Here is a 23,818-nt window from a genome sequence, read left to right as displayed (position 1 = left end):
CTTTAATCGAAAAACATTAGGCGTCGGACGAATCGGCAGTCAACTGAAGCGCGCCACTATCCCCGTCATTCCGCCAGGATCAAGGCGGACCGGGCGTTGACTCCCTGTGCCGAACGGCTATGTGTCGCCTGCCTGACGGCCTTTTGGCCCATAAATCTCCTTTATTTCGGCAGGACAGAGCGATCATGACCACACGCGACAAGCACGACCGCATGGCCAATGCGATCCGCTTCCTTTCCATGGATGCGGTCGAAAAGGCGAATTCGGGCCATCCCGGACTGCCGATGGGGGCGGCCGACATCGCTACGGTGCTCTTTACCCGCTTCCTGAAATACGACCCGCAGAATCCGAACTGGGCCGACCGGGACAGGTTCGTGCTGTCGGCCGGCCATGGCTCGATGCTGCTTTATTCGCTGCTCTATTTGACCGGCTACGAGGACATCACCCTCGACGAGATCGAGAATTTCCGCCAGCTCGGCTCAAGGACCGCCGGCCATCCCGAATACGGGCATGCCGCCGGCATCGAGACGACCACCGGCCCGCTGGGACAGGGGCTTGCCAATTCCGTCGGCATGGCGATCGCCGAGCGCATCTTGAATGCGCATTACGGCGACGACCTGGTCGACCACCACACCTATACGCTCGTCGGCGACGGCTGCCTCATGGAAGGCATCAGCCAGGAGGCGATCTCGCTGGCCGGGCATCTGAAGCTGAGCAAGCTGATCGTCATGTGGGACGACAACAACATCTCGATCGACGGCCCGGTCTCGCTAGCCGATTCGACAGACCAGATCGCGCGCTTCAAGGCGTCGGGCTGGAACACCCTGTCGGCAGATGGCCACGACCCCGAAGCCGTCGCCGCCGCGCTCGAAAGCGCCAAAACGTCGGATCGCCCGACATTCATCGCCTTCAAGACGACGATCGGCTTCGGCGCGCCGACCCGCGCCGGCACCAACAAGGCCCACGGCTCGCCCCTGGGTGCCGAGGAAATCGCCGCGACGCGCAAGGCGCTCGGCTGGGAGTACGAGCCCTTCGTCGTTCCCTCCGATATTCTCGATGCCTGGCGTCTGGCCGGCCTCAATGCCGCCAAGGCGAAAAAGGTCTGGGAAGAGCGTCTCGGCAAGGCCGACGCCGACAAGCGCGCCGAGTTCGAGCGCCGCATGCGCGGCGAATTGCCCGATGGCCTCGACGCGGCGATCGTCGACTACAAGAAGAAGCTGTCGGCCGACCAGCCGAAGGTCGCGACCCGCAAGGCTTCGGAAATGGCGCTCGAAGTCATCAACGGGCTGCTTCCCGACACGATCGGCGGATCGGCCGATCTGACCGGATCGAACAACACCAAGACCTCGCAGACCAAGCCGATCACGCCGACGGATTTCTCCGGCCGCTACCTTCATTACGGCATCCGCGAGCACGGAATGGCGGCCGCCATGAACGGCATGGCGCTGCATGGCGGCGTCATTCCTTATGGTGGCACGTTCCTTGTGTTCTCCGACTATGCGCGCCCCGCGATGCGGCTTGCCTCGCTGATGGGCATCCGCTCGATCTTCGTCATGACGCATGATTCTATCGGACTTGGCGAAGACGGTCCGACGCACCAGCCGGTCGAGCAGCTCGCAGCCCTGCGCGCGATCCCGAACCATTACGTCTTCCGCCCCGCCGACGTGGTCGAAACAGCCGAATGCTGGCAGATCGCGCTGGAATCGGACACCACCCCGTCCACCCTGGCGCTTACGCGCCAGAACCTGCCGACGCTGCGCACCGATCACAACGAGGACAATCTGTCGTCGCTCGGCGCCTACGAACTCGCGACCGCAAGCGCCGCCGCGAAGGTCACGATCTTCGCATCAGGTTCCGAGGTCGAAATCGCGATGAAGGCGCGCGAAATCCTCGAAGCCAAGGGCCATCCGACCCGCGTCGTTTCGGTCCCGTCCTTTGAGCTTTTCGCCGAGCAGGACGAGGACTATCGCGCCGCCATCCTCAATGACGGATCACTCAAGGTCGCGATCGAGGCCGGAATCCGCATGGGCTGGGATCAACTGATCGGTTCGGATGGTATCTTCGTCGGCATGTCGTCCTTCGGCGCATCCGGTCCTTATGAAAAGCTCTACAAGCATTTCGGCATCACGCCGGAGGCGACGGTCGCTGCCGTCGAGGCGAAGCTTTCCAAGGCTTGAGGCAATAAAACCGATTAAGTTCGAAAGGGCGGGTGCTGCACCCGCCCTTTTCGCTTGTCTGGCGCTGGATTCTGCCGCCTTGCCTAGCTAAGACACCCGCACCCAAGCCATTATTTCTCCCGGGAGACAGCGAATGACTGTGAGAGTTGCCATCAACGGTTTTGGCCGCATCGGCCGTAACGTTCTGCGCGCGATCTACGAATCGGGCCGCACCGACATCGAAGTCGTCGCGATCAACGATCTCGGCCCGGTCGAGACCAATGCGCATCTGATGCGCTACGATTCCGTCCATGGCCGCTTTCCGGGCGAAGTGAAGGTGGTCGGCGATGCGATCGACGCCGGTCGCGGTCCGATCAAGGTCCATGCCGTTCGCAACCCGTCCGAACTGCCGTGGAAGTCTGAAGGCGTCGACATCGCCCTCGAATGCACCGGCATCTTCACGTCGAAGGACAAGGCGTCCGCGCATCTGGAAGCGGGCGCCAAGCGCGTCATCGTCTCGGCCCCGGCAGACAACGCCGATTTGACCGTCGTCTACGGCGTCAACCACGACAAGCTGACGAAGGACCACATGGTCATTTCGAACGCCTCGTGCACGACCAATTGCCTGGCTCCGGTCGCTCAGGTCCTCAACGAAGCCATCGGCATCGACCACGGCTTCATGACGACGATCCACTCCTATACGGGCGACCAGCCGACGCTCGACACGATGCACAAGGACCTTTACCGCGCCCGCGCGGCGGCCCTGTCGATGATCCCGACCTCGACCGGCGCGGCCAAGGCCGTCGGCCTCGTCCTGCCGGAACTCAACGGCAAGCTCGACGGCTCCTCGATCCGCGTTCCGACGCCGAACGTCTCCGTGGTGGACTTCAAGTTCGTCGCCAAGCGCGCCACGACGGTTCAGGAGATCAACGACGCCATCAAGGCCGCCGCCAATGGCCGCCTCAAGGGGGTTCTCGGTTTCACCACCGACCCGAACGTGTCGATCGACTTCAACCACGACCCGCATTCCTCGATCTTCGCGCTCGACCAGACCAAGGTCATGGATGGTACCTTCGTGCGCATCCTGACCTGGTACGACAATGAATGGGGCTTCTCGAACCGCATGAGCGACACGGCGGTCGCCTTCGGCAAGCTCATCTGAGCGACATGTTCCGCGCCCTCGCCACGCGAACCATTCGCTGGCGTCCGCTTGAGGGCGCGGGGCTGGAACATCTGACGCTGTCGCCCAAGGGCGACGGCGTTACCGCAACGAGCGTCGTGATCGGCGACTTCGAAGGCCGCACCTTCGGCGCGCGCTACACCATCGAATGCGATGCGGGCTGGGCTGTCCGTGCGTTCCGCATCCAAACGACGGACGGTCGCAGTCTTGCCATGACCGGAGATGGCGCGGGAAACTGGCGCGATGCCTCGGGGGCTTCGCGGCCCGAATTCGACGGCTGCATCGACATCGATCTGTCCGTCACGCCGTTCACCAACACGCTGCCGATCCGCCGGCTCGCACTTGGACGCGATGCCGAAAGCGTGCGTCTGTCGATGATCTACGTTCCCTTCGATACGCTCGAACCTTTCGTCGATGGGCAGAACTACACCTGCCTCGAAGAGTCCCGCCTCTACCGCTACGAGGCGGCGGACCGTACCTTCGCGGCCGATCTGCCGCTCGACGAGGACGGGCTCGTCCTCGATTACCCAACCCTTTTCGCGCGGCTTTGACCGCTGCACGACCGGAGACTTTCATGAGCTTTCGCACCCTTGACGACATCGACGCCGCCGGCAAGCGCATCCTCGTTCGCGTCGACCTGAATGTGCCGCTGAACGATGACGGCACGATATCCGATGCCACCCGCATCGAGCGCGTCGCCCCGACGATCCGGGAATTGTCGGAAAAAGGCGGCAAGGTCATCCTGCTCGCCCATTTCGGCCGACCGAAGGGCACCGTCGTCAAGGACATGTCGCTCGCGCCGATCGCGCAGGGCGTTGCCGATGCGATCGGGCGCGAGGTCGCCTTCGCCGACGACTGCATCGGCCCGGCGGCCGAAAAGGCGGTCACGGCGATGAAGGACGGCGACGTGCTTCTTTTGGAAAATACCCGCTTCCACGCCGGCGAGGAAAAGAACGACGCCGACTTCGCCAAGGCGCTCGCCGCCAATGGCGATCTCTACGTCAACGATGCGTTCTCCGCTGCGCACCGCGCCCACGCCTCGACGGAAGGGCTGGCGCGCTTGCTGCCGTCCTATGCCGGCCGCACCATGCAGGAAGAGCTCGAAGCGCTGGAAAAGGGCCTCGGCAAGCCGCAAAAGCCCGTCGTCGCGATCGTCGGCGGCGCGAAGGTTTCGACCAAGATCGACCTCCTGCTCAATCTGGTGAAAAAGGTCGATGCGGTCGTCATCGGCGGCGGCATGGCGAACACGTTCCTCGCCGCGCGCGGCACGAAGGTCGGCAAGTCGCTGTGCGAGCACGATCTGGCCGCCACGGCGAAGACCATCATGACGGAAGCCGCAACAACCGGCTGCGCCATCATCCTGCCGGTCGACGCGGTCGTCGCCCGCGAGTTCAAGGCGGGCGCTGCCAGCGAAGTGGTGTCGGTGGATCAGGTGCCCGACGACGCGATGATCCTCGATGCCGGTCCGCAGACCGTCGAAAAGGTGAATGAGTGGATCGGCCGCGCAAACACGTTGGTCTGGAACGGTCCGCTCGGCGCCTTCGAGATCGAGCCGTTCGACAAGGCGACGATGGCGGCTGCGCGCTTCGCGGCCGATGAAACGAAGGCCGGAAAACTCGTATCGGTCGCAGGCGGCGGAGATACCGTCTCGGCGCTCAACCAGGCAGGCGTCGCAAGCGATTTCACCTATGTTTCGACCGCAGGCGGTGCATTCCTCGAATGGATGGAAGGCAAGGAACTTCCCGGCGTCGCCGCATTGGCGAAGTAGGCGCGTCGGACTTGACTTCGCAGCCTCAAGCCAGTCGTCTCTTGAGTTCAGGAAGAGCTTGGGAAGACCATGGCGGCTAAAGTCGAGTTCGTAAGAACGGAGATATGGGCGGGCGAGCTCACCGACGAGGAAGTCGAGCGCGCCGCCCGCGGCATGTCGGAGCGCGCCTACGCCAAGGGCAGCTATATCTGCCATCGCGGCGACCGGCTCGATTCATGGACGGGCGTCGCCACCGGCCTCGTCAAGATGAGCGCGGTCGCCCGCACCGGCAAGGCGATCACCTTTGCCGGCATCGGCGCGGGCGGCTGGTTCGGCGAAGGCTCGATGCTGAAGAACGAGGAACGCAAATACGACCTCGTTGCACTACGCGACACCCGCATCAATCTGATGACCCGCGCGACCTTCGTCTGGCTATGCGAGAACAGCGTCGGCTTCAATCGCTTCCTCGTGCGGCAACTGAACGAACGGCTCGGTCAATTCATCGCGATCACCGAGCACGACCGATCCTTCGATGCCAAGGCGCGCGTGGCGCGTAACCTCTCGTGGATCTGCAATCCGGTCCTGAGCCCGCGCGTCGGCGACATCATCGAGATCACGCAGGAAGAAGTCGGGCTTCTCGCCAGCGTGTCGCGGCAGGTGGCGAACCGCTGTCTGGCGGAACTGGCCGACGAAGGGCTCATCGCGATCGGGCCGGGCACGATCCGGCCGCTCGACATTGCCGCGCTCGGCGATTACGGCGCGTGAAATTCGGCAATGTCGGGATTTAGCGCAGACGCGCTGCCGATCCAACAGACTATTCCCGCGCCTGTCTGTCAAGGCCCGTATTGCCCGGCATCGTGATTCGTGGAAACTTCGCTACAAGGATGGTTTCGAGCGAGAGGAGCCTGCACGCGCAGGACGCTCGATTGTATCCGACCATGACGGGACCGTTTCAAGCCTGCTGTTGAGGAGCAGGCGGCGGTCCGGGAGGAAACGCGCTTGGCTGAGGCACATGCCTTGCCCGATACGTTCCCGAAATATCTCCTGCGCAATGCGGAGCTGTTCGGATCGCAGTGGGCGATGCGCCACAAGGATCGTGGCATCTGGCAAAGCTGGACCTGGTCGCAACAGCAGGGCGAGATCCGCGATTTCGCGATCGGCCTTGCCGAACTCGGCTGCCGGCACGGCGACAAGGTCGCCATCATCGGCGCGAACCGGCCACGACTCTACTGGGCCGTCTGCGCCGTCCAGTCGCTCGGCGGCATACCCGTTCCGGTCTATGCCGACGCGGTGGCGGAAGAGCTTTCGTATGTGCTGTCCCATGCCGGCGTCCGCTTCGCCGTCGTGCAGGATCAGGAGCAGGTCGACAAGCTCGGGAGCTTCGCCGACAAACTCACCGACCTCGTCGCGATGATCTATGACGAACCGCGCGGACTTGCCGATTACGATCTTTCCGCCCTGCACGACTTTGCCGACGTCCAGAAAATGGGCCGCAGCGCGCAGGAAGAAGATGCCGGGCGCGCGAAGGCATGGGAAGACGGCATCCGCAGCGCCTCGGGCGACGACATCTCGATCATGCTCTACACGTCCGGCACCACCGGCCGCTCCAAAGGCGTGATGCTGAAAGCGAAGAACGCCGTCAAAGCCGCACAGGACACGGTCGCCTTCGACAGACTGACCGAGAAGGACAGCGTGCTTGCCTATCTGCCGCTCGCCTGGGTCGGCGATCATTATCTGAACTACGCCCAAGGCTACGTGTCGGGCTTCACCATGGCCTGCCCGGAAAGCGGCCAGACGGTCGCGCAGGATTTGCGCGAACTCGCCCCGACCTTCTATTTCGCGCCGCCGCGCGTCTTCGAGGGTCTGCTGACCTCCGTCACGATCCGCATGGAAGACGCCTCGCGCCTCAAGCGCTGGCTCTATCGATATTTCATCGAAGTGGCCCGCAAACATGGCGAAGCGATCCTTGAAGGCCGCAATGTGCCGCTCGGTGCGCGGCTGTCCTACGCGTTTGGGAACCTGTTCATCTACGGTCCCCTGAAGAACGTCCTCGGCCTGTCGAACATCCGCGTCGCCTACACGGCCGGCGAGGCGATCGGCTCGGACCTGTTCTCCTATTTCCGCTCGCTCGGCGTGAACCTGAAACAGCTTTACGGCCAGACCGAAGCGTTTCTCTACGTGACCTGCCAGAAGGACGGCGAGGTTCGCTCCGACACGGTCGGCCCGCCCGCGCCCAATGTCGACATCCGCATTTCGGATGATGGCGAGGTGCAGTTCCGTTCGCCGGGCATGTTCTCCGGCTATTATCTGGAAGACGAAAAGACCGCCGAGACGATGACGCCGGACGGCTATGTGAAGACCGGCGACGCCGGCTTCTTCGACACGGACGGCCAATTGAAAATCATCGACCGCGCCAAGGATGTCGGGAAGCTCGCATCCGGCGCGCTCTTCGCGCCGAAATATCTCGAAAACATGCTGAAATTCTTCCCAAATATCAAGGAAGCGGTCGCCTATGGCGATGGGCACGAGCATGCCGCAGCCTTCATCAATATCGACCTGCAGGCGGTCGGCAACTGGGCCGAGCGCAACAACATCGCCTATGCGTCCTATCAGGAACTGGCCGGCCACCCGCTCGTCTACGAGATGATCGCGGCGAATGTGGAAGAGACGAACCGGCGTCTGTCCAAGGAGCCGATGATGGCCGCCGCGCAAATCCGGCGCTTCCTCATTCTCCATAAGGAACTCGACGCCGATGACGGTGAGCTGACGCGCACGCAAAAGGTTCGCCGCTCCTATGTGGCAGAGCGCTATGCACCTTTGATCGAGGCGCTTTATGACGGCTCGTCCGAGAAATTCGTCGAAACGGAAGTGACCTATGAGGACGGGCGCAAGGGCAAGATCCGCGCGACCGTGAAGATCGCCGATGCTCCGGTCTTCGGCGCGGCCGACCCGGTCAGGGAGGCAGCCGAATGAACGCGCACCCCGGCAACGATCTGATCGTGGCACCCGATGATGACGGCATCGCCAAAGGTGCGCTGCTGATGGATGTGAAGAACGTTTCGCTCGCCTTTGGCGGCGTGAAGGCGATCACCGACATCTCGTTCGACGTGCGCAAGGGCGAAATCCGCGCCATCATCGGCCCCAACGGTGCGGGCAAGACGTCGATGCTCAACGTCATCAACGGCTTCTACACGCCGCAGACCGGCACCATCACCTTCCGCGGCCATGCCCGCCGCGCGATGAAGCCGCACCATGCCGTGCGGCAGGGAATCGCCCGCACGTTCCAGAACGTCGCGCTCTTCAAGGGCATGTCGACGCTCGACAACATCATGGCAGGCCGGTCGGTGCTGATGAAGCGCAACATCGTGTGGCAGATGCTGTGGCACGGCCCGGCGCTCGCGGAGGAAATCGAGCACCGCGAGAAGGTCGAGGAGATCATCGACTTCCTCGAGATCGAGCACATCCGGCACACACCGGTCGGGAAGCTGCCTTACGGCCTGCAAAAGCGCGTCGAGCTTGGCCGCGCGCTCGCGATGGAACCATCGCTTCTCCTGCTCGACGAGCCGATGGCCGGTATGAACCTTGAAGAAAAAGAGGACATGAGCCGCTTCATCCTCGACGTAAATCAGCAGCGCGGAACGACCATCGCGCTCATCGAACACGACATGGGCGTCGTCATGGATTTGTCGGACCGGGTGGTGGTGCTCGACTACGGCAAGAAGATCGCCGACGGGCCGCCGGACCAGGTCAAGGCCGACCAGGCCGTCATCGACGCCTATCTCGGCGTGTCGCACTGATCGGAGAGGGAAAATGGAAAGCTTGCATTCGATCCTCATAGCTCCCTTCGCCGATATGGCGGCTGCGCCCGACTTCCTCATCCAGGTCGTCTGGGAAGGGCTCGTCTCGGGCGTGCTCTATGCGCTGATCGCGCTCGGCTTCGTGCTGATCTACAAATCCTCGCGCATCTTCAATTTCGCTCAAGGCATCATGGTCGTCTTCGCGGCCCTGACGCTGGTCGGCCTCTATCAGATGGGCGTGCCCGCGCTGCTTGCCGTCATCCTGACGCTCGGCGTCATGTTCGTGCTGGCCGTCACCATCGAGCGCGTCGTCCTGCGCCCGCTGGTCAACCAGCCAGACATTATCCTTTTCATGGCGACGATCGGCATCACGCTGTTTCTCATCGGCCTCGGCGAAACGATCTTCGGCGGCGAGAACAAAAGGATGATAACGAGCGAGCTCTACATCCCCACCGGGAGCTGGATGCTGGAGCCGTTCGGCGGCTTCGTCTCCATCGAACAGCGCGACGTGACCGCCGTCGTCGGTGCGGTCGCGCTCGTCGTGCTCCTCCTTATCTTCCTCAACAAGTCGCGCATGGGCCGTGCCATCCGCGCGCTCGGCGACGACCATCAGGCCGCTTTGTCGGTCGGCATCTCGCTGTCGACCATCTGGGTCATCGTCTGGTTCATCGCCGGCATCATCGCGCTTGCCACCGGCATCGCATGGGGTGCGCGGGCGGGCGTTTCCTTCGCGCTGGAAGTGATCGCGCTGAAAGCACTCCCGGTGCTGATGCTCGGCGGGCTGGAAAGCGTGACCGGGGCCATCGTCGCCGGCCTTGCCATCGGCATCCTCGAAAAGGTCTTCGAGATCTATTGGGGCCAGCCGCTTCTCGGCGGCAATACGGAAGCCTGGTTCGCCTATATCCTGGCGCTTCTCGTCCTGCTCGTCAGACCGCAAGGTCTGTTCGGCGAAAAGATCATCGAGCGGGTGTAAGCCAATGTTCTATCGCATCGCCGGCCAGTACAAGACCAGCTACAAGGCGGATTACGCCCTCTTCCCCGTCCGGCAGGACGCGATCCTGCTGGCCATCATTTTGCTCGTCGCCTTCGTCGTCTTCCCGCTGACGGCGAGCGACTTCACCTTCCGCGCGCTGTTGATCCCCGTCCTTATCTATGCGCTCGCAGCGTTGGGGCTGAACATCCTGACCGGCTATGCGGGCCAGCTTTCGCTCGGCACCGGCGCATTCATGGGCGTCGGCGCCTATGCCTGCTACAAGCTCGTCACGATCTTCCCCGAGATGAACGTGCTCGTCGCCATCGCGCTGTCGGGCTTCTTCTCGGCCATGGTCGGGGTCGCCTTCGGCCTGCCCTCGCTCAGGATCAAGGGCTTCTACCTCGCCATCGCCACGCTCGCGGCGCAGTTCTTCCTTGTCTGGCTCTTCCAGAAATGGGCGTGGCTCTACAATTATAACGCCTCGGGCGCGATCCAGGTGCCCAACACGCAGATGTTCGGCGTCACCGTCACCGGCGCGCGCGCGTCGGCACTCAGCCAGTATTTCGTGGTCCTGTCGATCGTCTGCGTCGTCACCTTCTTCGCCATCAACATCACGCGCGGGCGCATCGGACGGACATGGAAGGCCGTGCGCGACATGGACATTGCGGCCGAACTCGTCGGCATCAACCTGATGAAGGCGAAGCTCTCGGCCTTCTTCGTGTCGTCCTACATCGTGGGCATCGCCGGCGCGATGTTCGTTTTCCTGTGGCGCGGTGCGGCCGAGGCGGATTTGTTCGACATCCAGCTCTCCTTCCGCGTGCTCTTCATCGCGATCATCGGTGGGTTGGGGTCGATCCTCGGCAATTATCTCGGCGCGCTTCTGATCGTCGCGCTGCCGGTCATCATCGGCACCGTGCCGGCGATGTTCGGCCTGCCGATTTCCTCGGCCATGGTCGAGCATCTGAACACCATGATCATCGGCGCGCTGATCATCGGCTTCCTGATCGTCGAGCCGCACGGGCTCGCGCGGTTCTGGGCCATGATCCGCGAAAAGCTGATCATCTGGCCGTTCCCGCATTGAGGAGTGCGGGAAAATTTTCAGGCAAAAGCCCGGTGGAACCGGGCGTATGTGGAGGAGAAGAGTGATGAGACTTAACCACAAGACGGCCTTGATGGCCGGTATCTTCGCGGTCGGCTTTGCTGCTCCCGCTATGGCGCAGGACACGCTGAAACTGCCCAACATGTCCTACCGCACCGGCCCGTTCGCGGCGACCGGCACGCCGCACATGAACGGCCAGCTCGATTACATGACCATGCTCAACGAGCGCGACGGCGGCATCGGCGGCGTGCGGATCGCGTTCGAGGAATGCGAGACCGGCTACAACACCGAAAAGGGCGTCGAGTGCTACGAGAAGTTGAAATCGGAAGGCGCGCTCGTCACCCAGCCCTGGTCGACCGGCATCACGCTTCAGGTGCTGCCGCGCGCAGCCGTCGATGAGATTCCGATGTATGCGCCCGGCTACGGCTTCTCGGCCATGCAGGACGGCCAGACGTTCAAATGGGCCTTCAACCCGCCGACCTCCTATTGGGACGGCGCGTCGATGATCATGCTGGGCATTTCGGATGGCGATCTCGACAGTCTGAACGGCAAGAAGATCGCCTTCCTGCATCTCGACCATCCCTACGGCAAGGAACCCCTGCCACTTCTGGAAGTCATGGCCGAAACGCACGGCTTCGAACTCCTGCCGATCCCCGTCGGCCTGACCGAGATGCAGAACCAGTCGGCTCAGTGGCTGCAGATCCGCCGCGAACGGCCGGACTTCGTCGTCATGTGGGGCTGGGGCGCGATGAATGCCGGCGCGATCACCGAGGCCGTCAAGACGCGCTATCCCATGGAGCAGTTCGTCTCCGTCTGGTGGGGCGCGCATGAGCCCGACCTCGCGCTCGTCGGCGAGCAGGGCAAGGGCTACCGCGCGCTGTCGTGGAACTTCGTCGACTCCGAATCAAAGCTCATGCAGGACGTGAAGACGCATGTCGTCGATGCCGGCAAGTCGCAGTTGAACCAGTCGGCAGGCGAATTCGACTCGACCGCCTACCAGCGCGGCATCCTGATGTCCGTGATCCTTGCCGAAGCCGTCGAGGCGGCGCAGGCGGAAGCCGGCACGCCGATGATCGATCAGGAGCAGCTTCGCAAGGGCTTGGAAAACGTCAATCTGGACGAAGCCCGCCTCGCCGAGCTTGGCGCGGAGGAGATGATGGCACCCTTCGCCATGAGCTGCTCGAACCATACCGGCCACGCTTCGGCATGGATGGTGGAGTGGGACGGCGCAAAGTTCGTGAAGGTCTCCGACCTGATCACGGCCGATCGCGCGGTCATCGATCCCCTGGTCGAAAAGGCCGCCGCCGACTACGCGGCCGCCAACCAGCCCTGGGACATGAACGACTGCGCCGAATAGGCGTCCTCATGACGTGCGGCGGTCCAGCGCCGCCGCACATTTCAGCACGAAGAGGCCAGAGCGATGAGTCGAGCGACCGCCCCCGTTCCCGATCCCACGGAGCCGATCCTGTCGGTGAACAATATCGAGGTGATCTACGATCATGTGATCCTCGTCCTGAAGGGCGTGTCGCTCTCAGTCCCGCGCGGCGGCATCACAGCCATCCTGGGCGCCAATGGCGCCGGCAAGACGACGACCTTGAAGGCGATTTCAAACCTTCTGCACGCCGAGCGCGGCGAGGTCACCAAGGGCACGATCCTGTTCGAGGGTGGACAGGTTCAGTCGCTGTCGCCCAACGATCTGGTCCGGCGCGGCTGCATTCAGGTCATGGAAGGGCGGCATTGTTTCGGCCATTTGACGGTCGAGGACAATCTGATGACGGGCGCGTTCACGCGGCGCGACGGCAATGCCGCCATCCGCGATGATCTCGAACTGGTCTACACCTATTTCCCGCGTCTGCGCGAACGGCGGGGCAGCCAGGCCGGCTATACGTCCGGCGGCGAACAGCAGATGACGGCGATCGGCCGGGCGCTGATGTCGCGGCCCAAGATGATCCTGCTCGACGAGCCGTCCATGGGCCTCGCGCCGCAGCTCGTGGAGGAAATCTTCGAGATCGTGAAGAAGCTGAACGACGAACAGGGCGTGTCCTTCCTGCTTGCCGAGCAGAACACCAATGTCGCCCTGCGCTATGCGAAATACGGCTACATTCTCGAATCGGGCCGCGTCGTGCTCGATGGCGAGGCGAGCGCCCTGCGCGAGAACGACGATGTGAAGGAATTCTATCTCGGCGTCGGCGGCGAGGGCCGCAAGTCGTTCCGCGACGTGAAGCACTACAAACGCCGCAAGCGCTGGCTCGCATGACGGACGAGGCGAACCTTCTTGGAGCGCTGCGCGAGCATGTCGCGCGCGCGATCGCCGGGCAGCCTTACTGGGCGGAGCGGCTTGCCGGCATCGATATCGATGCCCTGACGATGCGTGACGCGCTGGCGGCGCTTCCAGTGCTGCGCAAATCCGAACTTGCCGCACTGCAATCCGCCGCCCCGCCCTTCGGCGGCCTGAATGCGACCCCGCCGGGCCAGCTTCTGAGGCTGTTCGTTTCGCCCGGACCGATCTTCGATCCCGAAGGGCGCGGTCGCGACTGGTGGGGCGCGGCCAAGCCGCTCGAAGTTGCGGGCGTCTCGGCCGGCGACATCGTCCTCAACACCTTTTCCTACCATCTGACGCCGGCAGGCGCGATGTTCGAAAGTGGCGCGCACGCGCTCGGCTGCGCGGTCATTCCGGCGGGACCGGGCAACACGGCCGATCAGCTCGTCGCGATCCGGCAGTTCCGCCCGAGCGTCTATGTCGGAACGCCGGATTTCCTGAAAATCCTGCTCGACAAGGCAGCCGCGGATGGTGTCGATGCAAGTTCGATCACACGCGCGGTCGTCTCGGGCGCGGCCCTGCCGCCGACGCTGCGCGCCGAGATCGAAGGGCGCGGCGTCAAGGTGATGCAGGCTTATGGCACCGCCGATCTGGGCATCGTCGCCTATGAGGACGGCGCCGACGGCATGGCGGTCAATGACGGCATCGTGCTCGAGATCGTCCGACCCGGCACGGGTGAGCCGCTGCCGGAGGGCGAGGTCGGCGAAATCGTCGTCACGCGCCTCAACCGCGACTATCCGCTGTTCCGCTTCGCCACCGGCGACATGTCGCGCGCAGAACCGGCCGGCGCGGATGGACGGCCGCGCATCGCCGGCTGGATGGGCCGCGCCGATCAGGCCACCAAGGTCAAGGGCATGTTCGTGCGGCCCGAACAGATCGCCGCGCTCGGCAAGGCGCTCGGCGCGACGGGGCGCATGCGGCTCGTCGTCACCCGCGCCGATGAGCAGGATGCGATGTGCCTGAAGATCGAGCACGCGGACGAAGCGCTCGCCGGGTCCGCCGAAAGCAAGCTTGCGGAACTGACGAAGCTGAAGGGGCGCGTGGAAATCGTTGCGCCGGGGTCGCTTCCCAATGACGGAAAGGTCATTTCCGACGAGCGCTGAGCGTCGAGGCTTACAGGCCGTCGCCGCCCTCGCCCGGTATGAAGGCATCGAACGCTGCCCAGAACTGCTCGCGAAAGCGATCGGCCTCCTGCAGGATCTCGTGCTTCGCGCCGTCGATGGTGACGATCGAAGCCCCGCGCAACTGCCGCGCATAGTCCTCCACGGCGGGCGTCGAGACCAGCGTGTCGGCGCCTGCCGCGACAAACAGCGTCGGAATGCGGTGATTGCGCAGGAAGGCGCGCTCGTGGACGCGCGCGGCCGCCACGCACGCCGCATGGACCCAGCCGATTGTCGTGGCGCCGAGGCCGAGCGCGGGATGTTCGGCGTAGATCGCCTGGTTGCGCGCGAAACGGACGGGATCGCTGGTCACGATATTGGTTTCGAAATCCTGGCGCTGCGGCGTGCGCTGCCGGCGCGCCAGAAACACGCGTCCGAAGCCGATCCGCGTGAAGAAGCCCGTCAGCCGGCGCAACGTCGTCATCGAAACGGGAATCTTTTCCAGCGTCAGAAGAGGGGCGAGCAGCACCATCCGGCGCACGCGGTTCGTCAGCCTGGGGGCCGCGAGCAACGCCGTCAGCGCGCCGGTCGAATGGCCGATCAGAAAGAAGGGCGCGCGACAGTCAGGCAAAAGGATATCGGCGACGAAGGCGTCGATATCGCCGACATGATCGTCGAAGGAACGCACATAGCCGCGCCGGGGATTCTTCGTCAGGCGCTGCGACCCTCCCTGCCCCCGCCAGTCGAACAGAGCCACCCCGAAGCCCCGCTCCTGAAGTTCGCCGATGGTCTCGAAATACTTTTCGATCGCTTCGTTGCGGCCGGGAAAGATGACCACGGTGCCCTTGAGCGGCCGGCCGGTGGCGGCGAACCGCGCATAGCGCAGTTGCACCTTCCCCTTGCCGGAAAATGTGCCGGCATGGGCTTCTTCGGGAACGGGATTGTCGGCGCTGGGGAAAATCTGGTCGGCCATGAATGCCCTGTCTGTCTCCGTCAACTTGATAGAAACACAGGCGCGTAAAGGCAAAGATTATCGCAGGATACGAATCGAAAAGGTAAGGCCGGAAGCTCCTTTCGGAACCTCCGGCCTCTGACGAACCGGGAGGAAGGGACGTTACACCCGGTCCGGCTTTTGTGACGACCAGCGGCGAGATGGCCGTCTGTTCGAATTCGTTGACCGGAATGTAGCGGGGGCGGCCTGAACGAAATCCGAAGTGCCGGTTCATCTGGCGTTCATCAGGCAGCCATGCAGCGTCTCTTGAAACGCGATGGACGAAAACCCACCTTTGCTGGGCGGTCGCCGATGTCGGGACCGCTGGACGCCACGAGGAAAGACCAAAGGTTTTCCCGACCGCGTTCCACGCAAACCATGTTGCTCGAATGGAGAACAGACCCCATGCGTCACGTTGATTTTTCACCGCTCTATCGCTCGACCGTCGGCTTCGACCGCCTTTTCACGATGCTCGATTCACTCGGACAGCCGGAGACCAGCCAGTCCTACCCGCCCTACAACATCGAACGCACCGGCGAGGACGCCTACCGCATCTCGATGGCCGTCGCCGGGTTCGGCGAAGAGGACATCTCGATCGAGGCGCACCGCAATGTGCTGACCGTGAAGGGCGAAAAGCCGGAAGCGAAGGACGACACGTCCGAATTCCTGCACCGCGGCATTGCCGCGCGCGCTTTCGAACGCCGCTTCCAATTGGCCGACCATGTCGAGGTCGTCGGCGCGCTCCTCAAGAACGGCCTCCTGCATATCGAGCTGAAGCGCTCGGTGCCGGAAGACATGAAGCCGCGCAAGATCGCGATCCAGCCCGGAACGTCCGGCACCAAGCAGATCGAAGGCCAGACCGTCAACTGAGAAGGCATGGCCTGAATAAAAAACGGCGTCCTCGAGGGACGCCGTTTTTACACGAGCCGTCTAAAAAGGCTCAATCCTTCACTTCGGTTTCGGGCCGGTCGCCGCCGCTGGCGCGTTCCTCGTGCCAGACGCCTTCGCGGTCCTGATATTCGATCGCTTCGTCGTTCCCGCCCGTCTGCTGTTCGGCCGCGGCGCGCTCGGCGGCTTTGTGGGCTGCGTCGCGCGTCCGGAAGGTTTCGGAAAAGACGTCGCCCGCTTTGTAGGCCCAGCCGCCATCATGCTCGACGACTTCGTAAACGACTTTCGTCACGACCGCGCTCCGGCAGCGCGTCGCCGTCCTTTAGCGCGTCTCGTGCCTGCCCGCTGGTCGGCGATGCGCTGTGGGGGCTCTCCGGTTTCGACCGGAGCATAGATTCGGTAGAGTGTGTAGGCGCCAAGCGCCATCAGCAGCAGACGGATCATCGGAAATCATTCTCCCTTGTCGAGGCGGCGCACGCCTGTCACGCATTCGGGCTGTCAACCACTAGACCGGGTGACTTGTTCCGTAGATCGCTCATGTTCGAATTGCTCTCGCGAATGCCCCGCGTGAACGTCAGCCCGATTTCACAGCCGACGTCACAATTCGAATGGACTGATCGGTGTCGGATTACTTCGGATCGAAATTCGATCAAACCACCGTAGATGCGGGGTTCACTAGTATAAATTTCTGGAATTTCGGTCCTTTGTGTCGGCATATTTCGCCAAGAAAAGCCGAAATCACCTCCTGCGCGATCACGGAATCGCCTTGGAATCTCCTAAATACTTACCAAGTCTGGCCCAATCGGCCCTCCAGTTGCCCGGCACGACATTTTCCTCATTTCGTGACCGACAGGGTAACTTCAACAATGCTTCATTCAAGGGCGGCAAAGACCGCATTCGCTGCGTGCGCTCTGGCGTTTTCAGTCAGCTTTCCAGTTCACGCCGGCGACAAGGTTCAGACCTTGAAAACCATCACGGGTTCGGCCTCCTGGTATGGCGGCAAGTTTCACGGACGAACCACCGCCAATGGCGAACGCTACAATATGCATGAGATGACGGCGGCGCATAAGACGTTGCCGTTCGGGACCAAAGTCCGTGTCACCAACCAGCGCAATGGGAGAGTGGTGACGGTTCGCATCAATGATCGCGGCCCGTTTGCCGGCAATCGCGTCATCGACCTGTCGCGCGGTGCGGCACAGGCCGTGGGTATGATCAAGCAGGGTGTCGCCCCGGTGAAGATCGAAGTGCTTTAAGGCGATACGTTCGCCTGGTTCGTCGTCGCGGCAACCTGCAAGGGCTGTTCTTCGCCCGCCCCTTCGAACAGACGCGTCACCGTCGCCATGACGAAATTCTCGGCCTGGCTTGCAAGGGAAGGCTGCGCGTTCATCGACGCGAAGTCGATGCTTTCCTCGGAGGCGGGCAGGAAGTTCGCGCCGACGACGCGCACATTTCGGCGTACTTCTGGTATCTCCTGCGCGCTCGTGGAAATCTGCACCACGTCGCGCGGGGGCGGAGCGGTCTTCACCGCATCGGCGACCTCGGCTCGTGGACGTTCCGTAGGAATGGGCCCATGCTCGGGCAGCATGACGGCGCCCGCAATTCCCGGCACAAGCCCGGCAGCCAAAACCGCGATCGCGGCTGCTTTGGTTGCGTGAAATCCGGGAGCGGTTGCCATGTTCGTCTGCCTTGCTGGTGCGTGCCTGAGTAGTCGCAGCGTAATGCGATACAGACCCGAAAACGTCGGGCGGACCTCCCGGTTCCCTCTCATTTTCGTGATGGGCGTCGATCGAGGCGATCGTACCGCTCCAGACGATTGCGTTTTCGACCCAGTTGGAAATTACCGGCCTGCAGCCTGCTGCGCGTTGTCAGGTGTTTTTGCCGACGCCCCGTTGGCGGACGCTTCAACCGGGCCTGCTGTAAGGTAGGCCGCATTGAACTCACCGATCTCGGCGAGCCGTTCCCAGTCGAGGATTCGGATGACGTAATTCGACCAGGCGACGAGCCCGTCGCGCCGCAACTCCTTCAATATGCGGTTGACGTGCACGGGCGACAGACCGACGACGTCGGCAAGTTCGGTCTGCGTCAGGGGCAGATGGAAGGAGGCATTTTCGCCGCGCCCCACCGCCGCCAGCCGCACCCTCAATTCGCAGATGAGGTGCGCCATCTGGCCTTTCGCCGTACGGCGGCCCATGGAAACGAGCCATTCGCGCTGAATGGCCGCCTCGACGACGGTTTCCTGCCAAAGAAGCATCGTCGCCGAAATGCTGGACTCGCACAGCTTTCGCAACTGATCATGCTCGAAGGTGACGATCCGGCAGGGGCTGAGCGACACGACGCCGAAGTCGCGGCCGCGCACCAAAAGGCTCGACAGATCGAGAAAGTCTCCGGGCACGAGCAGCGTCGTGATCTGCCGCCGCCCGCTCGACAGGAGCCTGTAGCGCGCCGCCAGACCGTTCGTGAGAAGGGTGACGCTGGCCGAGCGGTCGCCTTCCCGCATCAGATCCTGGTTGCGCGCGGTCTGCCGCTCACGCAATCCAAGCTCCGCCAGGCCGGCGAGTGGCTCGCCAGTCTGGCCGCGCTGGCCGACTTTCAGGAATAAGGTATTGAGCAAGGGCAAAACCCAGGCGAACAGAACTGATGTCTTTCACAGCGCGGATGCACTGCGATGATGGTTATTCGATTTAGCGAAGTCCCGATCGGCCTGCCTTCACATTTGTTAGTCTTTTCTCATCTAGGCTCAGGACACATTAGTCAGATCCAGAAGATGACGGCTGCTGCGATGCAAATGGCCGAGAAGAACGCATGCGCGCATCGATCGTAGCGGGTTGCGATGCGCCTCCAGTCCTTGAGCGGCTGCGGCTGGACGGGATGCATGGCTCGACGCCTTGGGCTTCGAGTTCCACGCGGAACTAGACGCTGTCGTAGCCGCGATCGGCGATGACACCTGGGGCAAGGCGTCGCGCTCCAGGCGTGCGCCCTTGTGGACGCTCGTCTGGCCTTCCGGCAGAAGCAGAATGACCGCCCGACCTTCACCGTCGCAGACGGTGTGGAACTTGGAGTTCAGCCCGCCCTTGGTTCGCCCGATACGACGGGGAACATCCCCTTTTTATAGAGGCTCGCCGCCTTGCGGTGGCCTTTAGATGCATCGCATCGATCATGATGCGCTCGGGAAGCATGGGTTCACCCATTTGACTTAGCAGTTCGGAAAATGCGATCCGAGGCAACCAAACTGACTGTGTCGGTTATGACAACCACTGCGCGGTGATCGTAGCTTTAAGAATAAGGATGCCGCCGTAACAGACGCGATTTGCGGCAGGGCACAGATGCAATGATTCAGATCATTTCCAATGATAGTGAGGACTGAGGGATTCCAGGAGCTGTAGATGCAGCCGCCGATAGCACGCCGGCCGAGTTCGGTCGTAAAAACGTTTCGATCACGGCTGGAACCACGCATCGGGCGATGAAGGTCACCGGGCGGAGGCTGTTCGGGTTCCTCGATAGCGACGATCTGCGTTACAGGGTTCTACAACTGCCTTAAAACACAAAAGCCGCGGCGAACCGCGGCTTTTTGATGCTTGTTTAATTGGAGCGGGTGAAGCGATTCGAACGCTCGACCCCAACCTTGGCAAGGTTGTGCTCTACCCCTGAGCTACACCCGCTCGCACCGGCAGCGCCGGAAACCGCGCCTATATGACGGAACTGCCGGACGAATGCAACAGAGAATCTGATCGCCGCAGCTTTCGTAACGGAGCCTCAGCCATTAAGACGGCGGCAATCTTCGTTCGATAGGCGGTCCTGATGCCGAAAACAGCCGACGACCTTTTTGCGATGCTCGCCGATCTTGGGATCGACGTCGTCACGGTTTCCCATCCGCCGCTCTTCACGGTCGAGGAATCGCGCTCCCTGCGCGGGAGGATCGCGGGCGGCCATACCAAGAACCTCTTCGTCAAGGACAAGAAGGACCGCTTCTTCCTGCTGGCCGTCGAGGAGACGGCCACGGTCGACCTCAAGCAAATTCATCAGGTCATCGGCGCATCGTCGCGCGTCTCCTTCGGCAAGCCGGAGAAGCTGATGGAGTATCTCGGCGTCACGCCCGGCGCGGTAACCGTGTTCGGGGCGATCAACGATGGGGGCCACGACGTCACCATCGTGCTCGACCGCGCGTTGATGGAAAACGAAACGATCAACGCCCATCCGCTGGCCAACGACGCGACGACTTCGATCCGTCGCGACGATCTTCTGACATTCCTGCGGGCAACGGGTCACGAGCCGCTGATCTTGAATGTTTCGACGCCCTTGCCACATTGACGGCAGTCTTGCCGCCCGCTTCACCGAAAGGACAGCCGATGCACCGCCATTTCGCCCCTCCCGCTTTCGCCGCTTCGTTCGAAGGAGGCTCCGACCTCATCGGCGGCGGTGCGGCGCCGGCGGCCGACCTGATCAAGGACACGACGACGGCGACATTTGCGGCCGACGTGGTGCAGGAATCGCGCAACCAGCCCGTGCTCGTGGATTTCTGGGCGCCGTGGTGCGGGCCGTGCAAGCAGCTTCAGCCGGCGCTGGAAAAAATCGTGACCGCCGCCGCGGGGCGCGTCAAGCTCGTCAAGATGAACATCGATGAACATCCGTCGATTGCAGGCCAGCTCGGCATCCAGTCGATTCCCGCGGTCATAGCCTTCAAGGACGGGCAGCCCGTCGACGGCTTCATGGGCGCGGTGCCGGAAAGCAAGATCAGCGAATTCATCGACAAGGTCGCCGGGCCCGGCGCTGCGGCCACGGGCATTGAGGACGCTTTGGCTGCGGCGTCCGAAGCGCGACAGGCAGGCGACCTGCAAGGTGCCGTGCAGATTTATTCCGCCGTTCTCGGTGAGGAGCCCGGTCATCCGCAGGCAAGCGCTGCGCTCGCCTCGCTGCTTCTCGATGCCGGCCAGACGGACGATGCCCGCTCGGTGATCGAACAGGTTGCCGAAGACAAGGCCGGGCTGCCCGAAATCGCTGCCGTCAAGGCCCGGCTCGAACTCGACGCCCAGGTCGCGGCTCTCGGCGATCCGCAGGCATTGGCCAGGCGGCTCGAGGCCAATCCGGCCGATCATGATGCTCGGTTCGACCTCGCCTTGATCCAGAATGCGCAAGGCGACCGGACGGCGGCGACCGACAGCCTGCTTGCCATCGTCAAGGCCGATCGGGAGTGGCGCGAGGACGGTGCGCGGGCGCAGCTTCTGAAATTCTTCGAGGCCTGGGGCATGGCGGACCCGGCAACGCTCGCCGCGCGCCGCAAGCTTTCCTCGCTTCTGTTTTCGTGACCGGTTCGAATCGCAGGCCCGCTATTGAGCTTCGTGGCGGCTGCTCCACATTAGAAAACGGTCGCGCGTTCCACAGGAACGCACTGATCGGAGTCGAAAATGGAGTCGTCCGTGCAAGCGGGAAATGCACGCTATCGCAGCGCAAAGGACATCCCGGAGACCGTTCCGGTGTTTCCGCTTGAAGGTGCCCTTCTGCTGCCGGGCGGGCGCATGCCGCTCAACATCTTCGAGCCGCGCTATCTGGCGATGATCGACGCCGTGCTGCCGAAGCATCGCGTCATCGGCATGATCCAGCCGGCCCTGGACGGAACGCGCCGCGAAGATGGCGAGCCGCTCTTGTGCGATGTCGGTTGTCTCGGCCGGCTGACGTCGTTTGCAGAAACCGGAGACGGGCGTTATCTGATCTCGCTTCAGGGCGTGTGCCGGTTCAGGCTCGACCGCGAGCAACCCGCGCGCACGCCGTTCCGGCAGGGCCATGTTCTGCCGTTCGTCGCCGATCTCGACAGCGCGTCCGACACGAGCGAGCCTGACCGTCCGGCGTTGTTGCGGGCGTTCCAGTCCTATCTGGAGGCAAACGATCTCGATGCCGACTGGGCCAGCATAAGGCGGGCCGAGAACGCGTCGCTGGTCAATGCGCTGTCCATGATGGCGCCTTACGGCGCGGCCGAAAAACAGGCCCTCCTGGAAGCGCCCGACCTGAAGACACGCGCCGAAACGCTGATCGCCATCACCGAGATGGCGCTGGCCAGGGAGGGCAAGGATGTCGGAAACAGCATCCAGTAGGGTGAACATCACCGATCCCAAGCTTCTCGAACTGCTCGTTTGTCCGCTGACCAAGGGCACGCTGTCCTACGACAAGGCGAAGCAGGAACTGGTCTCGCGCCACGCCCGGCTTGCCTATCCCATCCGCGACGGGATCGCGATCATGCTGCCCTCGGAGGCGCGCAATCTTCAGGACGGCGAAGGCGAGTGACCTTGCGTGCGGGGGTCGCATTCCATCTGCAAACGCTCTATATGGCGCAGCATGGGCCGTATTTATAAAACGCGCGCCTGGCATGATCAGCTTTCCCCTTCGCTGGAAGAGTTCGAGTTGCTGGCGCTGGAAACCTACGCACATTTGCCCGACGCGTTCAGGCAATTGACGGGCGAAATCGTCATCCAGATCGCGGAATTTCCCACCGAGGAAATCATGGACGATCTGGCGCTCGAAACGCCGTTCGATCTCCTGGGGCTTTTCGAGGGCGTCGGCATCGCGGAGCGTTGGAATCCGCAATCCGGCGATGGTCCGAACCGCATCACGCTCTATCGCCGCGCGATCCTGGATTATTGGTCCGAGAACGAGGAAACTCTGGGCGACATCGTCTCCCATGTCCTCATCCACGAGATCGGTCATCATTTCGGCCTGTCCGACGACGACATGGAACAGATCGAAGAGAACGCGACCTGACGCCTATCCGCCGATGGGGATTGCCGGGCGCGGGACCGTCGTCTTCTTCACGCGATCGACCGGCATGCTAGCGGGCGCGACCGGACGCGCCGGAGATGCGGCGCTGCGCGTTTCCTGAACGCGGGCGGTCGGTTTCTTCGGATTTGCGGAGCGTGCTGCGGCTGCCGGTGCCTTGCCGGTCGAAATCGACGGCGCGGGGCGGTTGCTGCTTGCGGCCCACCAATAGGCTCCGCCACCGAGGGCCGCGACGAGCGCGACGGTCACGAGCCATTTTCCGGTCTTGCTTTTGCGTCGCCTTGCCATCGCACGATTGTGCCCGACAAGACTTAAGCTCCGGTAAGCGTGAAGGTTAGCGCAGATGTGAAAAGGCCCGCCAGGGGAGGAGGTCCGGCGGGCCAATTTCATGCGGCGCGGGAGGAGGTGCGCCGCAACTGTCTGGGATCAGGGAGGAGGTTGATCCGTCGACCGTTCCAATGTGGCGTCAGATGATTATTTTGGCAATCTCAAAAACTGCATGGAAGCTATGCAAATCGTCCCGCGACAATTCGTCATGCGCCGAGGCGCGATTCGTCCACGGCTTCCTTGAACATGCGCCGGGCAAGAATGGCGGACGTTTCACCCTTGACCGCGCTGCGGCAGGCGCGATTGGCCGCATAGTACCATTTTCCGCGCGTTTCGGGCCAGGACTCGGTCAGAGCACGCGACGCCTGCAACGCATCGCGCACCTCGAGGAGGTGGCCGCCGGCCCGCAGGACAACCGGTTCGGTAAACTGGAAATCGGACATCGCGGCGCCTCCTCACGCATTGTGTACGATGA

27 protein-coding genes and 1 tRNA gene are annotated in these 23,818 nt (G+C 62.8%); 19 read left to right on the top strand and 9 right to left on the bottom strand.

Features of this window, described 5'->3' with window-relative positions; genetic code table 11:
• Nucleotides 1-185: 185 nt before the first annotated feature.
• From tkt to GTW25_RS09190, 12 genes are all read left to right on the top strand, one after another.
• A complete protein-coding gene (gene tkt / locus GTW25_RS09245; protein WP_252911765.1) occupies nucleotides 186-2,177 on the top strand; it encodes a transketolase in 1,992 nt (663 codons plus the stop codon).
• 133 nt (nucleotides 2,178-2,310) lie between these two features.
• Entirely contained in the window at nucleotides 2,311-3,318 is a 1,008-nt protein-coding gene (gene gap / locus GTW25_RS09240; RefSeq protein ID WP_252911764.1) for a type I glyceraldehyde-3-phosphate dehydrogenase, read from the top strand.
• Between the two features lie 5 nt (nucleotides 3,319-3,323).
• Entirely contained in the window at nucleotides 3,324-3,887 is a 564-nt protein-coding gene (locus tag GTW25_RS09235; RefSeq protein ID WP_252911763.1) for a putative glycolipid-binding domain-containing protein, read from the top strand.
• Nucleotides 3,888-3,910: 23 nt separating this feature from the next.
• Entirely contained in the window at nucleotides 3,911-5,104 is a 1,194-nt protein-coding gene (locus GTW25_RS09230) for a phosphoglycerate kinase (protein WP_252911761.1), read from the top strand.
• Nucleotides 5,105-5,173: 69 nt separating this feature from the next.
• Nucleotides 5,174-5,848, top strand: a complete 675-nt coding sequence (locus tag GTW25_RS09225; RefSeq protein ID WP_252911759.1) for a Crp/Fnr family transcriptional regulator — start codon at nucleotides 5,174-5,176, stop codon at nucleotides 5,846-5,848.
• Nucleotides 5,849-6,082: 234 nt separating this feature from the next.
• Nucleotides 6,083-8,056 carry an AMP-dependent synthetase/ligase gene (locus tag GTW25_RS09220; protein ID WP_252911758.1) on the top strand — a complete coding sequence of 658 codons (1,974 nt, stop codon included), beginning with the start codon at nucleotides 6,083-6,085 and terminating at the stop codon, nucleotides 8,054-8,056.
• A 68-nt stretch (nucleotides 8,057-8,124) separates the two neighbouring features.
• Complete coding sequence (locus GTW25_RS09215) at nucleotides 8,125-8,880, top strand: ABC transporter ATP-binding protein (RefSeq protein ID WP_372493125.1); 756 nt, start codon at nucleotides 8,125-8,127, stop codon at nucleotides 8,878-8,880.
• Between the two features lie 13 nt (nucleotides 8,881-8,893).
• The gene (locus GTW25_RS09210) at nucleotides 8,894-9,853 is read left to right on the top strand and encodes a branched-chain amino acid ABC transporter permease (RefSeq protein WP_252911756.1); all 960 of its coding nucleotides are present in this window, start codon (nucleotides 8,894-8,896) and stop codon (nucleotides 9,851-9,853) included.
• Between the two features lie 4 nt (nucleotides 9,854-9,857).
• Nucleotides 9,858-10,934 (top strand): branched-chain amino acid ABC transporter permease, encoded by a 1,077-nt coding sequence (locus GTW25_RS09205; RefSeq protein ID WP_252911755.1) that lies wholly within the window; start codon nucleotides 9,858-9,860, stop codon nucleotides 10,932-10,934.
• A gap of 64 nt (nucleotides 10,935-10,998) precedes the next feature.
• Complete coding sequence (locus GTW25_RS09200) at nucleotides 10,999-12,309, top strand: ABC transporter substrate-binding protein (RefSeq protein ID WP_252911754.1); 1,311 nt, start codon at nucleotides 10,999-11,001, stop codon at nucleotides 12,307-12,309.
• A 63-nt stretch (nucleotides 12,310-12,372) separates the two neighbouring features.
• The gene (locus GTW25_RS09195; RefSeq protein WP_252911752.1) at nucleotides 12,373-13,209 is read left to right on the top strand and encodes an ABC transporter ATP-binding protein; all 837 of its coding nucleotides are present in this window, start codon (nucleotides 12,373-12,375) and stop codon (nucleotides 13,207-13,209) included.
• Complete coding sequence (locus tag GTW25_RS09190) at nucleotides 13,206-14,375, top strand: phenylacetate--CoA ligase family protein (protein ID WP_252911750.1); 1,170 nt, start codon at nucleotides 13,206-13,208, stop codon at nucleotides 14,373-14,375. Before GTW25_RS09195 ends, GTW25_RS09190 begins: the two co-directional genes overlap by 4 nt.
• A 10-nt stretch (nucleotides 14,376-14,385) precedes the next feature.
• Here the strand turns inward: GTW25_RS09190 and GTW25_RS09185 are convergent, their stop codons facing one another.
• The gene (locus GTW25_RS09185) at nucleotides 14,386-15,345 is read right to left on the bottom strand and encodes an alpha/beta fold hydrolase (protein WP_252911748.1); all 960 of its coding nucleotides are present in this window, start codon (nucleotides 15,343-15,345) and stop codon (nucleotides 14,386-14,388) included.
• 423 nt (nucleotides 15,346-15,768) lie between these two features.
• Here GTW25_RS09185 and GTW25_RS09180 point away from each other — a divergent pair, with 423 nt between their 5' ends.
• Nucleotides 15,769-16,233 carry an Hsp20 family protein gene (locus GTW25_RS09180; RefSeq protein WP_252911747.1) on the top strand — a complete coding sequence of 155 codons (465 nt, stop codon included), beginning with the start codon at nucleotides 15,769-15,771 and terminating at the stop codon, nucleotides 16,231-16,233.
• A gap of 70 nt (nucleotides 16,234-16,303) precedes the next feature.
• Here GTW25_RS09180 and GTW25_RS09175 read toward each other — a convergent pair whose 3' ends face one another.
• Together GTW25_RS09175 and GTW25_RS09170 are read right to left on the bottom strand one after the other, a co-directional pair.
• A complete protein-coding gene (locus GTW25_RS09175; protein WP_252911745.1) occupies nucleotides 16,304-16,543 on the bottom strand; it encodes a DUF2188 domain-containing protein in 240 nt (79 codons plus the stop codon).
• Nucleotides 16,540-16,695: a hypothetical protein gene (locus GTW25_RS09170; RefSeq protein WP_252911744.1), complete on the bottom strand. Its 156-nt coding sequence runs from the start codon at nucleotides 16,693-16,695 to the stop codon at nucleotides 16,540-16,542. The genes GTW25_RS09175 and GTW25_RS09170 overlap by 4 nt, the downstream gene beginning before the upstream one ends.
• A gap of 422 nt (nucleotides 16,696-17,117) precedes the next feature.
• Between GTW25_RS09170 and GTW25_RS09165 the strand changes: the two genes are divergently transcribed.
• The gene (locus GTW25_RS09165) at nucleotides 17,118-17,504 is read left to right on the top strand and encodes a septal ring lytic transglycosylase RlpA family protein (RefSeq protein WP_252912056.1); all 387 of its coding nucleotides are present in this window, start codon (nucleotides 17,118-17,120) and stop codon (nucleotides 17,502-17,504) included.
• Here the strand turns inward: GTW25_RS09165 and GTW25_RS09160 are convergent.
• From GTW25_RS09160 to GTW25_RS09150, 4 genes are all read right to left on the bottom strand, one after another.
• Entirely contained in the window at nucleotides 17,501-17,926 is a 426-nt protein-coding gene (locus GTW25_RS09160; RefSeq protein ID WP_252911742.1) for a hypothetical protein, read from the bottom strand. The genes GTW25_RS09165 and GTW25_RS09160 overlap by 4 nt on opposite strands.
• 162 nt (nucleotides 17,927-18,088) lie before the next feature.
• The gene (locus GTW25_RS09155; protein WP_252911740.1) at nucleotides 18,089-18,862 is read right to left on the bottom strand and encodes a Crp/Fnr family transcriptional regulator; all 774 of its coding nucleotides are present in this window, start codon (nucleotides 18,860-18,862) and stop codon (nucleotides 18,089-18,091) included.
• A gap of 140 nt (nucleotides 18,863-19,002) precedes the next feature.
• Complete coding sequence (locus GTW25_RS20480) at nucleotides 19,003-19,125, bottom strand: hypothetical protein (protein WP_290127958.1); 123 nt, start codon at nucleotides 19,123-19,125, stop codon at nucleotides 19,003-19,005.
• Between the two features lie 710 nt (nucleotides 19,126-19,835).
• A tRNA-Gly gene (locus GTW25_RS09150) sits at nucleotides 19,836-19,910 on the bottom strand.
• 139 nt (nucleotides 19,911-20,049) lie between these two features.
• Between GTW25_RS09150 and GTW25_RS09145 the strand changes: the two genes are divergently transcribed.
• From GTW25_RS09145 to GTW25_RS09125, 5 genes are all read left to right on the top strand, one after another.
• Nucleotides 20,050-20,559 carry a prolyl-tRNA synthetase associated domain-containing protein gene (locus GTW25_RS09145; RefSeq protein WP_252911739.1) on the top strand — a complete coding sequence of 170 codons (510 nt, stop codon included), beginning with the start codon at nucleotides 20,050-20,052 and terminating at the stop codon, nucleotides 20,557-20,559.
• A gap of 38 nt (nucleotides 20,560-20,597) precedes the next feature.
• Nucleotides 20,598-21,554: a thioredoxin gene (gene trxA, locus GTW25_RS09140; protein ID WP_252911738.1), complete on the top strand. Its 957-nt coding sequence runs from the start codon at nucleotides 20,598-20,600 to the stop codon at nucleotides 21,552-21,554.
• A 111-nt stretch (nucleotides 21,555-21,665) separates the two neighbouring features.
• The gene (locus GTW25_RS09135; RefSeq protein ID WP_252912055.1) at nucleotides 21,666-22,337 is read left to right on the top strand and encodes an LON peptidase substrate-binding domain-containing protein; all 672 of its coding nucleotides are present in this window, start codon (nucleotides 21,666-21,668) and stop codon (nucleotides 22,335-22,337) included.
• Nucleotides 22,315-22,527 (top strand): Trm112 family protein, encoded by a 213-nt coding sequence (locus GTW25_RS09130; protein WP_252911737.1) that lies wholly within the window; start codon nucleotides 22,315-22,317, stop codon nucleotides 22,525-22,527. Before GTW25_RS09135 ends, GTW25_RS09130 begins: the two co-directional genes overlap by 23 nt.
• A gap of 51 nt (nucleotides 22,528-22,578) precedes the next feature.
• Complete coding sequence (locus GTW25_RS09125) at nucleotides 22,579-23,001, top strand: metallopeptidase family protein (protein WP_252911736.1); 423 nt, start codon at nucleotides 22,579-22,581, stop codon at nucleotides 22,999-23,001.
• A gap of 3 nt (nucleotides 23,002-23,004) precedes the next feature.
• On the opposite strand, the gene GTW25_RS09120 is transcribed toward GTW25_RS09125, so the two are convergent.
• Both GTW25_RS09120 and GTW25_RS09115 read right to left on the bottom strand, forming a co-directional pair.
• The gene (locus GTW25_RS09120) at nucleotides 23,005-23,265 is read right to left on the bottom strand and encodes a hypothetical protein (protein WP_252911735.1); all 261 of its coding nucleotides are present in this window, start codon (nucleotides 23,263-23,265) and stop codon (nucleotides 23,005-23,007) included.
• A 284-nt stretch (nucleotides 23,266-23,549) separates the two neighbouring features.
• On the bottom strand, nucleotides 23,550-23,786 hold the full coding sequence (locus GTW25_RS09115; protein ID WP_252911734.1) for a DUF982 domain-containing protein: 237 nt from the start codon (nucleotides 23,784-23,786) through the stop codon (nucleotides 23,550-23,552).
• Nucleotides 23,787-23,818: the final 32 nt, after the last annotated feature.

The sequence above is a fragment of the Aliihoeflea aestuarii genome (genome assembly GCF_024105665.1).
In the GTDB taxonomy this organism is placed as follows: Bacteria; Pseudomonadota; Alphaproteobacteria; order Rhizobiales; family Rhizobiaceae; genus Aliihoeflea; species Aliihoeflea aestuarii.
Note: the sequence above shows the minus strand (reverse complement) of the source record. Positions and strands in the feature narration are given on the sequence as shown.

Bases quoted from the DNA above. Each gene is read 5' to 3' on its own strand.
- GTW25_RS09235 (WP_252911763.1), top strand. From the start codon at position 3,324: ATGTTCCGCGCCCTCGCCACGCGAACCATTCGCTGGCGTCCGCTTGAG.
- GTW25_RS09165 (WP_252912056.1), top strand. From the start codon at position 17,118: ATGCTTCATTCAAGGGCGGCAAAGACCGCATTCGCTGCGTGCGCTCTG.
- tkt (WP_252911765.1), top strand. From the start codon at position 186: ATGACCACACGCGACAAGCACGACCGCATGGCCAATGCGATCCGCTTC.
- GTW25_RS09145 (WP_252911739.1), top strand. From the start codon at position 20,050: ATGCCGAAAACAGCCGACGACCTTTTTGCGATGCTCGCCGATCTTGGG.
- GTW25_RS09125 (WP_252911736.1), top strand. From the start codon at position 22,579: ATGGGCCGTATTTATAAAACGCGCGCCTGGCATGATCAGCTTTCCCCT.
- GTW25_RS09130 (WP_252911737.1), top strand. From the start codon at position 22,315: ATGTCGGAAACAGCATCCAGTAGGGTGAACATCACCGATCCCAAGCTT.
- gap (WP_252911764.1), top strand. From the start codon at position 2,311: ATGACTGTGAGAGTTGCCATCAACGGTTTTGGCCGCATCGGCCGTAAC.
- GTW25_RS09180 (WP_252911747.1), top strand. From the start codon at position 15,769: ATGCGTCACGTTGATTTTTCACCGCTCTATCGCTCGACCGTCGGCTTC.
- GTW25_RS09170 (WP_252911744.1), bottom strand. From the start codon at position 16,695: ATGATCCGTCTGCTGCTGATGGCGCTTGGCGCCTACACACTCTACCGA.
- GTW25_RS09160 (WP_252911742.1), bottom strand. From the start codon at position 17,926: ATGGCAACCGCTCCCGGATTTCACGCAACCAAAGCAGCCGCGATCGCG.
- GTW25_RS09195 (WP_252911752.1), top strand. From the start codon at position 12,373: ATGAGTCGAGCGACCGCCCCCGTTCCCGATCCCACGGAGCCGATCCTG.
- GTW25_RS09230 (WP_252911761.1), top strand. From the start codon at position 3,911: ATGAGCTTTCGCACCCTTGACGACATCGACGCCGCCGGCAAGCGCATC.
- trxA (WP_252911738.1), top strand. From the start codon at position 20,598: ATGCACCGCCATTTCGCCCCTCCCGCTTTCGCCGCTTCGTTCGAAGGA.
- GTW25_RS09205 (WP_252911755.1), top strand. From the start codon at position 9,858: ATGTTCTATCGCATCGCCGGCCAGTACAAGACCAGCTACAAGGCGGAT.
- GTW25_RS09200 (WP_252911754.1), top strand. From the start codon at position 10,999: ATGAGACTTAACCACAAGACGGCCTTGATGGCCGGTATCTTCGCGGTC.
- GTW25_RS09185 (WP_252911748.1), bottom strand. From the start codon at position 15,345: ATGGCCGACCAGATTTTCCCCAGCGCCGACAATCCCGTTCCCGAAGAA.
- GTW25_RS09225 (WP_252911759.1), top strand. From the start codon at position 5,174: ATGGCGGCTAAAGTCGAGTTCGTAAGAACGGAGATATGGGCGGGCGAG.
- GTW25_RS20480 (WP_290127958.1), bottom strand. From the start codon at position 19,125: ATGCATCCCGTCCAGCCGCAGCCGCTCAAGGACTGGAGGCGCATCGCA.
- GTW25_RS09210 (WP_252911756.1), top strand. From the start codon at position 8,894: ATGGAAAGCTTGCATTCGATCCTCATAGCTCCCTTCGCCGATATGGCG.
- GTW25_RS09190 (WP_252911750.1), top strand. From the start codon at position 13,206: ATGACGGACGAGGCGAACCTTCTTGGAGCGCTGCGCGAGCATGTCGCG.
- GTW25_RS09215 (WP_372493125.1), top strand. From the start codon at position 8,125: ATGGATGTGAAGAACGTTTCGCTCGCCTTTGGCGGCGTGAAGGCGATC.
- GTW25_RS09115 (WP_252911734.1), bottom strand. From the start codon at position 23,786: ATGTCCGATTTCCAGTTTACCGAACCGGTTGTCCTGCGGGCCGGCGGC.